Source organism: Bacillus sp. J41TS8 (assembly GCF_018333035.1).
Classification (GTDB): Bacteria; Bacillota; Bacilli; order Bacillales; family Bacillaceae; genus Bacillus; species Bacillus paralicheniformis.
The window spans coordinates 113,487-125,964 of the sequence record NZ_BORF01000004.1 but is presented as its reverse complement, the minus strand read 5'-3'; the positions used below and the strand labels follow the sequence as shown (position 1 = coordinate 125,964).

12 protein-coding genes are annotated in these 12,478 nt (G+C 48.4%); 4 read left to right on the top strand and 8 right to left on the bottom strand.

Annotated features, from left to right (window positions below; all coding sequences use genetic code 11):
* Positions 1-61: 61 nt before the first annotated feature.
* The 6 genes from licH to KI350_RS07565 form a co-directional block, all read right to left on the bottom strand.
* The gene (licH, locus tag KI350_RS07590; RefSeq protein ID WP_212930462.1) at positions 62-1,390 is read right to left on the bottom strand and encodes a 6-phospho-beta-glucosidase LicH; all 1,329 of its coding nucleotides are present in this window, start codon (positions 1,388-1,390) and stop codon (positions 62-64) included.
* Positions 1,390-1,719 (bottom strand): PTS lactose/cellobiose transporter subunit IIA, encoded by a 330-nt coding sequence (locus tag KI350_RS07585; protein ID WP_065644417.1) that lies wholly within the window; start codon positions 1,717-1,719, stop codon positions 1,390-1,392. The genes licH and KI350_RS07585 overlap by 1 nt, the downstream gene beginning before the upstream one ends.
* A gap of 15 nt (positions 1,720-1,734) precedes the next feature.
* Positions 1,735-3,051 carry a PTS cellobiose transporter subunit IIC gene (celB, locus tag KI350_RS07580; RefSeq protein ID WP_276578998.1) on the bottom strand — a complete coding sequence of 439 codons (1,317 nt, stop codon included), beginning with the start codon at positions 3,049-3,051 and terminating at the stop codon, positions 1,735-1,737.
* A gap of 50 nt (positions 3,052-3,101) precedes the next feature.
* On the bottom strand, positions 3,102-3,407 hold the full coding sequence (licB, locus tag KI350_RS07575; RefSeq protein ID WP_003186297.1) for a PTS lichenan transporter subunit IIB: 306 nt from the start codon (positions 3,405-3,407) through the stop codon (positions 3,102-3,104).
* Between the two features lie 126 nt (positions 3,408-3,533).
* Positions 3,534-5,480, bottom strand: a complete 1,947-nt coding sequence (locus tag KI350_RS07570; protein WP_212930461.1) for a BglG family transcription antiterminator — start codon at positions 5,478-5,480, stop codon at positions 3,534-3,536.
* A gap of 326 nt (positions 5,481-5,806) precedes the next feature.
* Entirely contained in the window at positions 5,807-6,397 is a 591-nt protein-coding gene (locus KI350_RS07565; protein WP_212930460.1) for a DNA-3-methyladenine glycosylase, read from the bottom strand.
* Positions 6,398-6,623: 226 nt separating this feature from the next.
* Between KI350_RS07565 and KI350_RS07560 the strand changes: the two genes are divergently transcribed.
* From KI350_RS07560 to prpB, 4 genes are all read left to right on the top strand, one after another.
* The gene (locus KI350_RS07560; protein ID WP_003186304.1) at positions 6,624-7,295 is read left to right on the top strand and encodes a GntR family transcriptional regulator; all 672 of its coding nucleotides are present in this window, start codon (positions 6,624-6,626) and stop codon (positions 7,293-7,295) included.
* A gap of 75 nt (positions 7,296-7,370) precedes the next feature.
* A complete protein-coding gene (mmgD, locus tag KI350_RS07555) occupies positions 7,371-8,486 on the top strand; it encodes a citrate synthase (RefSeq protein WP_020453408.1) in 1,116 nt (371 codons plus the stop codon).
* Between the two features lie 36 nt (positions 8,487-8,522).
* Positions 8,523-9,962, top strand: coding sequence for a bifunctional 2-methylcitrate dehydratase/aconitate hydratase (locus tag KI350_RS07550; RefSeq protein ID WP_212930459.1), 1,440 nt, complete (start codon positions 8,523-8,525; stop codon positions 9,960-9,962).
* Positions 9,963-9,974: 12 nt separating this feature from the next.
* A complete protein-coding gene (gene prpB, locus KI350_RS07545) occupies positions 9,975-10,892 on the top strand; it encodes a methylisocitrate lyase (protein WP_020453410.1) in 918 nt (305 codons plus the stop codon).
* A 42-nt stretch (positions 10,893-10,934) separates the two neighbouring features.
* Here the strand turns inward: prpB and KI350_RS07540 are convergent, their stop codons facing one another.
* On the bottom strand, positions 10,935-12,128 hold the full coding sequence (locus KI350_RS07540; protein ID WP_020453411.1) for a chromate transporter: 1,194 nt from the start codon (positions 12,126-12,128) through the stop codon (positions 10,935-10,937).
* 12 nt (positions 12,129-12,140) lie between these two features.
* Complete coding sequence (locus tag KI350_RS07535; RefSeq protein ID WP_020453412.1) at positions 12,141-12,449, bottom strand: PadR family transcriptional regulator; 309 nt, start codon at positions 12,447-12,449, stop codon at positions 12,141-12,143.
* Positions 12,450-12,478: the final 29 nt, after the last annotated feature.

The window sequence follows — 12,478 nt, the reverse complement described above, 5'->3', positions numbered from 1 at the left end:
ACGGCGGCGCCTATATCTATTAAAAGGTTCCGGCTGACACACCGGAACCTCAATTTTATTCCTATGCTTCTACAGATCTAAAAAACTGCGGAAGATGCTCTTTATGCGCTTCAAGCATTTCGTCCAGTATTTGTTTCGCAATCTTGTCGGACGGAACGAGCGGGTTGATTGTCATGGCGACAAGCGCGGTGTTGTAATCACCTGTAACAGCCGCTTCAGCCGCAACGCGTTCGAATGATTTGATTTGCTGGACAAGGCCCCTCACGGTGACAGGCAAATCTCCGACCGCGATCGGTTTCGGCCCGTTTTTCGTCATGACACAGTTGACTTCCACTGCGGAGTCATCCGGAATGCTTGCGATCGCTCCGTTATTCATCGTGTTGACAGGCTGAATATCGTGCTTGTCATTATAAATCGAGCTGATCAAATTGCAGGCGGCATCACTGTAATATGCGCCGCCGCGCTTTTCAAGCTGGGGCGGTTTGATCGCCAGCTCCGGATCTTTATACAGCTCAAACAATTCCTTTTCAACTTGCTGAACGACCTCTGCACGCGTCCCTTCCGTTTTTGAAGCCTCCAGTTCATGTTCAAGCATCTCCTGCGTTTTGTAGTAGTAGCGGTGGTAGCCGCACGGAATCAGGCCGAGCCCCCGGATAAAGTCAGGTTCCCACGATTCTCCGGAAATGTTTTTCATCGTCATCGCATTTTCGGGATCTGCCATCGCTTCGATCACTTTGTCTTTGACGCTGACGCCGTCCAGGAAAACGTCGAGTCCGAACACCATATGATTTAATCCGGCAAATTGAATGTTTATGCGGCTTTCATCAACATCGAGCGCTTTTGCAACCCCCATCTTCATGCCGATCGGCACATTGCAGAGCCCGACGACTTTTTTCAAATTAGAGTAGCGGAGCAGCGCTTCAGTCACCATGCCTGCCGGGTTGGTAAAGTTGACAAGCCACGCGTCAGGGCACAGTTCTTCGATGTCTTTTGCAATCTCAAGGATGACCGGAATGGTGCGGAGTCCTTTGAAAAGACCGCCCGGTCCATTTGTTTCCTGTCCGATCACCCCGTATTTTAATGGAATTCGTTCATCTTTTGCTCTCGCTTCGAGCAAACCGACGCGGAATTGCGTCGTGACAAAATCAGCGTCTTTTAAAGCCTCTCTGCGGTCGAGCGTCAGATGAATTTCGACCGGGACGCCCGCTTTTTCGACCATTCGCTTCGCCAGCGTGCCGACGATATTGAGTTTTTCTTCCCCTTCCGGTATATCGACGAGCCAGAGCTCGCTGACCGGAAGTTCGTCATGTCGTTTGATTAATCCCTCGACAAGCTCGGGCGTATAACTAGAACCTCCGCCAATTGTTACGATTTTCAATCCTTTTTTCATCAATTGACACCTCCGTGGATATTCATTTTTTCATACAGCTCGACAATCTCCGCGGCCAAATCTTTCATGGTCATCGCATTCATTAAATGATCTTGCGCATGAATCATGAGAAGTGAGGGTTCGGTTTTCGTCCCCTTCGCTTCATTTTGAATCAAAGCTGTCTGAAAGTGATGCGCCTTGATCAGTTCTTCGTCAGCTGCCCGGATCTTTTCTTTTGCAGCGGCGAAATCTCCCTTTTTGGCTTCGGCTATCGCTTCCATGCAAAAGCTCCTGCCGTTTCCTCCGTGAAGGATAATTTGAAATATCGTTCGTTCCAATTCCTCGGACATCTTGGCACCCCTTTTCTATACACTGGCCTGTTGACCGTCGCTTACGGCCGTCCCGGCCTCCAGTTCGCTCTCTTCTCTCAGCTTTTGTTGATCCCACATTCTAAAGAACGGATAGTATACGACAAACGAGATCAACAGATTGATCAGCTGCATGACCGCTCCGGAAATTTTCCCTCCTGTTGCTAAATATCCGGAAAAGCCGGGCGGCATTGTCCACGGCACCGCAATCCCAGCCGGCTTTGCGACAAGACCTGTACTCATTCCAATATAGGTTGCCGTTAACATTAACAGCGGCGACACGATGAACGGGATCAGCAGCATCGGATTCATGACGATCGGCATGCCGAAAATAATCGGTTCGTTGATGTTAAAAATAGCGGGACCGATGGCTAGTCTGCCGAGCTGTTTCATCTGTTTGCTTCGCGCTCTAACAAACATCGTAATGACCAAAGCCAAAGTGGCGCCGCTTCCGCCGATGTTAACCCAAATCTCAAAAAACTGCGTCGTAAATATGTTCGGGAGCGCTTCACCGGCTTGGAAAGCAAGACGGTTTTCGTCCATCGCACCGTACCAGATCGGCGACATCACTCCGCCGACAATGTTTGCTCCATGGAGGCCGCAGGACCACAGCAGCATTTTCACAGTTTCGGCAATAAGGCTTCCGCCGAGACTGCCTCCAAGGATGGACAGAGGTGTGCCTAAAAGTACGTTGACGACATTATGGAGGCTTCCAAACGGCGTCATCTCAATTAAAAGGCGCGCCCCCCAGATCGAGCCGATAACGGCGAATCCCGGAATCAGAGCGATAAATGATTTGCTGACAGCCGGCGGTACGCCGTCCGGCATTTTGACGACAATATCCTTTTGAACGACCCAGCGGTAAACCTCAGTCGAGAACATCGCGATCAGCATGCCGACAAACAGACCTTTGCTTCCCATTAATGAAATCGGGATGCCGCCTGACACTAAAATTTCCTCTGTTGCGCCTTCAGGTGTGAACGGAATCTGGTATGGGGTCGCAAGCAGAAAAGCTGCTACGGCAATGGCGCCCGATGACAGAGCATCAATATCGTATTTCTCGGCCAGGCGGTAGGCGATACCGAACGTGGCGATCAGCGCCATAATGTCAAAACTGACATTAACCGGGTAGCTTAATTTCTCAGCCCATTGCTCGCCGAAAATCCCTGCCATGAATTCCGGATATCCCGGAATCGGCAAATTGGCTAAAATGAGAAACAGCGATCCGATAATGATTAATGGCATGGTCAAAATAATACCGTCTCTGAGAGCCTGCAAATGGCGCTGAGCGGCAATTCTGCCGGCAACCGGCATGACCTTCTCCTCTAAAAACGTATTAAACCTATTCACTTGTGCCGCCTCCTCTAAGAGCCGGCAAGCTGTTCGGCGGATTTTAACACTTCTGCTCCATTACAAGTTCCGTAATGGACCGTATTGATGACATCGACGGGTACACCTTTCGATTCTCCTAATTTTTTTAATTGCGGGAGCATGTAACGGACTTGCGGGCCAAGAAGCAATACGTCGGCTTTATCGATATGATTCTGAACCTCTCCTCCGGAAACAGCCCAGATTTTATAGTCTTTGCCTTGTTCCTCTGCACTTTTTTCCATTTTCGTCACAAGCAGACTCGTTGACATTCCTGCAGCGCAAGCTAGTAAGATATTCATGTTCATATGTCCCCCTTTTACGTATCGTGTATGATCTCTTTTACAGTTCCATCATACAATGAAACCGTTTTCATATACACTTAATGATTTTCCTCAGCGAAGAGGAAAAAAGACAAGGGGACATCTTCATTTTGCATATCGATGAACCGGCCCGCTTTTTTTGAAGACGGACATAAACTCCCCGTACGTTTTGCATTTCAGAAGCTCCCGGACAATGACCCTGTCATCTAAAACACGGCCCAAAAATTTGTACATCTCTTGCAAATTTGCTGTATTGTCCTTTTCCACGCAAAGAAGGCAAACGAATTGAACCCTCTTATTCTCCCAGACTATCGGTTTTTGCAGCGTGCAAACCGCCCAAAAAGTCGAATCGGTTTTTGGTGTCATCGGATGCGGAATCGCAACCAGATTGCCGAAGCAAGTGGGCGCAACGGCCTCCCGTTCAAAGACGGAGGCTTCAAGCCCCGCGTCTGCAAGCCCTGATTGCATCACTTTTCCGCACAGAAAGCGGAGGACCTCCTCTCTTGAAGACAGACTTTCCTGCAAAAAGACGAGCTGTTTTTTCGTATATGTCGAAGCGATTCCGTCATCTTCGGCAAGCACCTGTTCTATTTTCGTTAAATCCCCTCCTCCCAATATGGCGTTTACTAGAATCACCGGAATGGGAAGATCAGCGGACAGCGGTATGGTGCTGATGACAAAATCAAGTGCATGGAGCGACATTTGATTCAGCTTGTAGTAATCAACCGTTCCAAGGATCTCAAGCTTTGAACCGAATGTTGCCCGCAGTCTGTCTTGAAGCAGCATGGCGCTTCCGGCTCCTGACGCACAGACAATCATACAGCGTTTTGAGGGCCTGTTCATGTTTCGTCTTTCCATGGCTGCGCCGATATGCAGGGCGAGATAGCCGACTTCGCTTTCCTGAATGTCAAACCCCGTCTCTTTTTTGATAACTTCACCAGCTTGAATCCCGGCTTCAAATGCGAGGGGATAATTGGCTTTAATTGCGTCCAGCATCGGATTTCTGATATTCATACCGTATTTGCAGCGATTCAGAGCCGGTTTCAGGTGAAGACCGAGACCGATTTTTAATTCTTTGTCATTCCCAATGCCGAGGGTCAATTTTTGATCGATGGCTTTCATGATCAATTGCGTCAGCCGGTCTGTCTCTTCGTCCATCATGTTTTCGATTGCATCGCTGCGAATGGAGGCCATAACCGTCCTTTTCGCGCCAAGCAGATGAATGGCGATGTAGGCTGTTTCTTTTTCCGGAAAGACCACTTGCAGCTTTTTTTCAAGAGTGCGGACAATCGCCCTCGCCACTTCATATTCTTTATGATTCATAATCTCCTTTACATCTTTGGAATAAAGAGATACATGTTTGCCGCTTCGAATGCGTTTGCATGCAATGGCGACGTGGATGAGAAGGTTGTTTAGTCCGATATCTGAAAGAGAAATTTGATCTTCGCCTATTTTTTCTAAAATCGTCTGACGGATCATAGCCAGCTCTTCTTTTGGGAGAATGGATATCCGGGTATTCATAATATCAATATCCGTTTCCCGCTTTGGAAAAAGGTGCTCTGCGATGCACGATCGCAGCTTCATCTCATCTCCCTTCAGTTTAAAGCCGTAATTCGGTTTGATCTCCAGTTCGATGTCGTAAGGTTTAAGCCTTTTCTTCACATCTCTCATATCGTTTTGGACCGTCGATTTGCTGATAAACATCTCACCGGCTAAATCTTCAAGTTTGACATACTCCTCAGTTAAGAGAAGCCTTTTTAATAAATAGAGAATACGCTCATTCGGAAAAACGGGAGTAGAAAGCTCTTCATGAAATGTGTGCTGCAGAAGCTGGCGAAAGAGGCGGTCATTCTTGATGGAGAGCCGATAGCCTGCACCTCTGATCGATTGAACGGCAGCGCCGTTTTTGGAGAGAAGCCGGTCTAATTCTTTCACATCTGACCTGATCGTCCGAGAGGTCACATTTAGCTCATTGGCCAAATATGTGCTGGTTAACGGTGATTCTGCTCCTATCAATTCGCCGAGGATAAGCTTAAGCCGAGCATTGAGCATAGAAAAAGACCCTCCCACTAAGATACTTGAACCGAGACCAAACCCATACACTCAGGTATATTCATTCTTTTTGTGAAATTTGTCTCATAGTTAAGTAAATTCTATTATGGCTGCGCTTTCAAGTCAATTTGGCCTTTCTCCAAGAAAAAAAGCCGGTTTACCCGGCTTTCAGATTCTTTTTCTCTCTTCGGCTTTTGATGATTTTCCATGCGATCGGATAGATGACAGGCGCCCATTTGACGGCGCTTTTAAACACTTTTTTCATAGCTTGACTCCCTCCTGTTTTTTTATTGTTTTCCCTGTTGAACGGGAGCCAAACCTTTTAACTATCTTGAGACATAGCGGTTTTCTTTTATCCAGAAACGCCAAGGGTATTCCCTCGCTTCTCCAGAGTTGTCAATTCCAATTCGCGGGCCGCACAAAATGTTCTGAGGTTCATATCCTTTTGCGATATAAAGCGGCGGCGATGTCAACGGTCTGCCGTAATCGTTCATCGTGATGGAAAGCGCTTTTGTCAGCTTTCCCGGTCCGTTCGTCCAATCGCGCGGTTTCTTTCCGCTCCTTCGCTTCTCCATCAGCGCGAGGCCTTCATGGGGTTCAAGCGCTCTGATCAGCACGGCCTCAGGTTCATCGGCTCCTCCGCTTACAACATTGATGAGTGTGTGGGTGTGCATGGTGTACGTATAGACCAAGCCGGCTTCATGAAACATGATTTCCGTACGTTTCGTCCGGCGGTTGCCGTAGCTGTGCGCCGCTCTGTCCCCGGGCCCTCTATAAGCCTCTGTCTCCACAATATATCCTGAAGCAGTCCCTTCTTCTGTTTCCTTGACAAGAAGACAGCCTAACAGGGATTGAGCGAGTTCAATTGTTGGTTTGTTGTAAAATTCGAGCGGGAGAGGTTCGTGAGCTGGATTCATTTTTGGATGGCCTCCTTTTTGCTCAAAGGCGAAATGCCTCTTTGTCGATTGTGATATATTTTACCATTTTCGACAGACGGGATGCCAGAAAATGAAGGTGCCTTGATTAAGATGAGGATCTCCCATTGATTTTATTTTTCAGTCTTTCATGGATGACATTGACATATCTGTATTATTGTATACAATAATAATTATATTCTGAAAAAAGGAGGCGAAAGCTTTTTTCATGCACTCTTCAAATCCAGTCAAAAGACAGTCTGCAAGTGATTACGCTTACAATGAATTAAGAACGAAGATCATCGAACTTGAATACCCTCCCTCTGAACAGCTTGCTGAAGACAGTCTTGCAAAGGGTTTAAACATCAGCAGAACTCCTCTTCGCCAGGCTCTTTACCGGCTGGAGCTTGAAGGATTGGTCAGTAAACAGCCGAACGGCCGGCTTCGCGTATGCCCGATTTCGCTCGCTGAAGCGAAAGAGGTTTTTAAAGTTCGGGAAGCGCTTGAAGGACTGCTCACTGCCGAAGCCGCACAGCTGGTGACACCGGAGAGCCTTCATCAGCTTGAAGACCGCATCGAACTGATGAAACTGGCTGCCGTAAAGGGCCGCAAAACAGATACGGTCAAATACGGATCAGAATTTCATTCCATCTTGCACGCCATCAGCACAAACGCAACCGCAAAACGTTTTCTGGATCAGCTTGAAAGCAGGATTGAACGGTATCGCAGAATCAGCGGATACAAAAATCCTGACTACAAACCGTCTGTATCTTTCAATGAACACTTGGACATTTTTAATGCCGTCAAAGAAAAAAACAGCGTTTTGGCAGAAGCCGCCATGCGTTCCCACATTAAACGAAGCTTGCGTTCCATTGAAGAAACGCTGGAACGTTCATACTAATCCGCCGAACAGCCAATGCCATTCTCACAGCACGTTTTTGACACAAAAGTTAAAAAACGAATAAGAGGTGGAAAAATGGGCAAACAAGGTGTATTTAAACCGGGATTAGAAGGCGTTATTGCTGGGGAAACGAACATTTCCTTCTTAGATACGGAAGCGGAACAAATCGTCATTAAAGGCTATGATTTAATCGAACTTGCAGAACAAAAAACATATCTTGACCTCGTCTATCTCCTCCTTCAAAATAAACTGCCTGATCCAATGGAATTGCAAGGAATTGAAAGCGCTATAAAAAATTCGTATGAACTGCCCGGCGGAATCTATACCATTCTGAAGGCGCTTCCGAATAACACCCATCCGATGGATGCGCTCCGAACCGGGATTTCCGCTTTAGCTGGATATGATCCTGAATTGAATGACAGGTCTCCATCAGCAAACAGAAGCAAAGCGCTGCGCTTGATCGCACAGGTTCCGAATATTACCGCCAACAGCTACCGCATCCTTCACCAGAAAAATGTCATCACGCCTGATAAACAGCTTTCATTCAGCCAGAACTTTTTATACATGCTGACGGAAAAAGAACCGACTCCGGAAGAAACAGCCGTCTTTGATCAGACATTAATGCTGTACAGCGAGCACGAAATGCCGAACTCCACATTTGCCGCAAGAGTCATCGCATCGACAAACACAGACATATACGGTGCTTTCACAGGCGCCGCTGCATCGCTTAAAGGACATTTGCACGGCGGCGCGAATGAAGCAGTGATGTACATGCTGCTCGAAGGAGAAACAAAATCGGGCTTCTGCAAGCTGATTGAGCATAAGTTAAGCAGAAAAGAAAAAATCATGGGCTTCGGCCACCGCGTCTATATGAAAAAAATGGACCCGCGCGCAGCCCTGCTGAAAAAGGCGCTCTATTCGCTATCTCATAAAACCGGCCGACAGGATTTATATGAGATGTGTGATGCCGGTGAAAAGCTGATGCGCGAAGAAAAAGGCCTGTATCCGAACCTCGACTACTATGCGGCTCCGGTCTATTACCTGCTCGGCATACCGATCGATCTCTATACTCCGATATTTTTCGCGGCACGTTCGGTCGGTCTAAGCGCGCATGTCATTGAACAGCACGAAGACAACAGGCTATTCCGCCCGAGAGTTCACTATACCGGACCGCGTCATCTTCATCCATAGTTCGCCTTTGATTCAGAAAGAAGGGAGATAAATGTTATGAAAACAGAAAGTCAAACGCTCCAAAATTGCAATCAATTGCTGGAAGAGATCGCAGACTATACGGTAAATGCCAAGATTTCAAGCGAAGAAGCGATTGAAACCGCCCGTTATGTCTTAATGGATACACTGGGCTGCGGCATTTTGGCGCTCAAATACCCGGAATGCGCCAAACATCTCGGCCCGATTGCCCCGGGTACCGTCGTCCCGAACGGCACCCGCGTCCCGGGAACGCAATTTGAGCTCGATCCTGTTCACGGAGCCTTCAATATCGGCTGCATGATTCGCTGGCTCGATTATAATGACACATGGCTGGCAGCCGAATGGGGCCACCCGTCAGATAACCTTGGAGCGATTTTAGCCTGCGCTGACTATGTCAGCAGGCAGCGGCTCGCGGCGGGCAAGGAACCGCTCACCATTCACGATGTATTAACGGCAATTGTGAAGGCTCATGAAATCCAAGGCGTCCTTGCTCTCGAGAACAGCTTAAACAGAAACGGGCTTGACCATGTGCTGTTTGTAAAAGTCGCCTCCACTGCTGTGGCATGCTCACTATTGGGGGGGACAAAACAGGATGTTGTCAATGCCGTCTCCCAAGCCTGGGTCGATAATTCAAGCCTGCGGACGTACCGTCACGCTCCGAATACCGGTTCGCGAAAGTCCTGGGCTGCCGGTGATGCGACAAGCCGCGGCGTGAGGCTCGCAATGATGACCTTGAAGGGCGAAATGGGATATAAAACCGCTTTGTCCGCTCCAATGTGGGGTTTTCAGGATGTCTTATTCGGCGGAAAAGAATTGACGCTCGCCAGACCGCTCGACTCTTATGTCATCGAAAATGTCCTTTTTAAAATTTCGTATCCGGCGGAATTCCACGCACAAACGGCTGCTGAAGCCGCGATCAAGCTTCACCCTGAAGTGAAGAACAGACTTGATAACATTGATCAAATCGTGATCACGACGCACGAATCGGCCATCCGGATTATCGACAAAACGGGAGAATTACACAATCCGGCTGACCGTGATCACTGCCTTCAGTATATAACAGCGATCGGGCTGATCTACGGCGATATTACCGCTGACCATTACGAAGACGAAACCGCGCAAAATCCGGAAATCGACAGACTGCGCGAAAAAATGACCACAGTCGAAAACAAACAGTATTCTACCGATTATCTCGACCCGGAAAAACGCTCGATCGCCAACGCTGTTCAAGTGTTTTACAAAGACGGCACACAATCGCAAAAAATCGCGATCGAATACCCGATTGGTCATCGGCGCCGCCGCAACGAAGGCATCCCGCTGTTAAAAGAAAAGTTCACCAATAACTTAAAAACGCGCTTTCCGGCGGGGCAAGCGGAGCGAATCAACGCCCTGCTGAATGACCCTCGCCAATTAAGCGGTACACCTGTGCCGGACTTTATGGAATTGTTTGTGATTTAGGAGGTTTTGAATATGTGGATTGTCTCGAAACAATCAACTCAGGAAGAACTGGCCAATACATTCAGAAAGCTGATGAAAGCGCCTGATATTTTGAAAATACCAGGCGTTCATGACGGGATGGCAGCCATTACCGCAAAAAACATCGGCTTCAAAGCGCTCTACCTCTCCGGGGCAGCCTACACGGCAAGCCGCGGACTCCCTGACCTCGGAATGATTCATTCCCAGGAAATCGCTGAAAAAGCCAGCGAACTTGTGAGAGCCGCAAATCTTCCGCTTTTGGTCGATATCGACACCGGCTACGGCGGTGTCCTAAATGCGGCGCGCACGGCGGCCGAAATGGCTGAAAGCCGGGTCGCAGCCGTTCAAATCGAAGATCAGCAGCTGCCTAAAAAATGCGGACATTTAAATGGAAAGACGCTTGTCCCGGCAGAAGACATGATCGCAAAAATTAGAGCGATAAAAGAAACCGCCCCTTCACTCGTCATTGTGGCACGCACGGATGCAAAAGCAGCGGAAGGAATGGAGGCCGCCGTCAGACGCGCCAATTTATATGCCGACGCGGGAGCCGATGCCATCTTTCCGGAAGCATTAACGAACGCAGCTGAGTTCAAGGAAATGGCCTCATCCATTAAAGTGCCGCTCCTCGCCAATATGACCGAATTCGGAAAAACGCCTTATTACACGGCTGACGAATTCCAAATGCTCGGCTGCAGCATGGTTATTTACCCGGTAACCTCCCTGCGCGCTGCCGCAAAAGCTTATGAACGGGTCTTCGCAGAAATTTTCGAAAAAGGCACGCAAAAGGGTGTGCTCGATGACATGCAGACGCGCGAAGAATTATATGATGCGATTCAATACTACGACTATGAAAAATTGGACGAAAATATCGCCAAAACGGTGCTTCCCGAAATCGGAAAAGAACATCGTTAATACGAGAAAAAAGGCTGCCGAATTGTCGGCAGCCTTCTCCATTTACAGCAGTTGCATCAATGCACCGCCGGCAGCACCGGCTGCAACGATGATCCATGGCGGAAGCTTCCAGTAGACAAGCAGGCTGAATAAAACCGCGGCGAATGCAAAATCAACCGGCGCCAATATCGAGCTGGTCCAGATCGGATGATAAAATGCGGAAATCAATATTCCCACAACGGCTGCATTCACTCCCATTAAAGCGCCTTTCACTTTAGGATTGCGGCGCAGCGTATCCCAGAAGGGCAGCGTCCCCAAAATCAGCAGGAACGCCGGCAGAAAAATCGCCGCTGTGGCGAGCATTCCGCCTTGCCAGCCGCTGATCACCGCACCAAGATATGCAGCGAATGTGAACAAAGGCCCCGGGACAGCTTGAGCGGCTCCATACCCGGCTAGAAAAGCCTCTTCGCTTAACCAGCCCGTCGGTACAAATTCCCGTTCTAATAACGGCAGGACCACATGCCCTCCGCCGAAGACTAAAGAACCCGACCTGTAAAAACTGTCAAACATGGCAATCCAGCTGGAAGATGTCAGTTCTCTGAGCATCGGCAGCAGTATGAGAAGCCCGAAAAACAAGCTGAGACAAACCGCCGCAAAACGGCGCGACACTGGAAATCGCATGACAGAATCATCTGTCTCAACTTGCTCTTTATAGATGAGATAACCGGCGAAAGCGGCGAGCAGGATGACTCCGACCTGTGTAAAAGCCGTCTGCCAGAGAAGGGTGGCGACTAGAGCAAACAGCGCGATCGCCTTGCGCCTTTTATCAGGTGTCAGCTTTTGCGCCATCCCCAAAACAGCATGGGCGACTACGGCTACGGCTACGATTTTCAACCCATGAATCCAGCCGGCTGTCCCGATATCGAAGCCTTGCAGAATCATAGCAAATAATACGAGTGCTATGACAGATGGGAGAGTAAACCCGATGAACGCTAAGATGCCTCCAATGATGCCGGCTCGCATGACGCCGATTCCGATCCCCACCTGGCTGCTGGCAGGGCCGGGCAGGAACTGGCATAAAGCGACCAGATCGGCATAGTTTTTTTCGTCCATCCATTTTCTTTTGCGGACATATTCAGCATGAAAATATCCCAAATGGGCGATCGGCCCTCCGAACGATGTCAATCCAAGCCTGGTTGAAACGAATAGAATTTCAAGCAGCGACCTCAAGCTTCGGTCCGCTTTATGCTTTGTCATGATTTCACTCCTCTATTCTTTAATTTCTTTAAACAGTTCATATGCTTTCAACCTTGCTTCCTTCAGTACGCTTGCTCCTTTTTCCGTAGTTGAGTAGTATTTTCTGATTTTCCCGTCCACATTCTGTTCTTCTTTTCGAAGAAGTCCGTCAGATTCCATTGAATGAAGGATCGGATACAGCGTTCCCGCACTGATGTTATATCCGTGCTCTTTCAATTCCTCAAGCATCCACAAGCCGAAAATCGGATGTTCGCTGGCGTGGTGCAAAATATGAATTTGAATAAATCCCAGAAATAGCTTTCGCAATACTTTATCTTCCAATACCGCACCCCCTTTAACGAAACTCAATA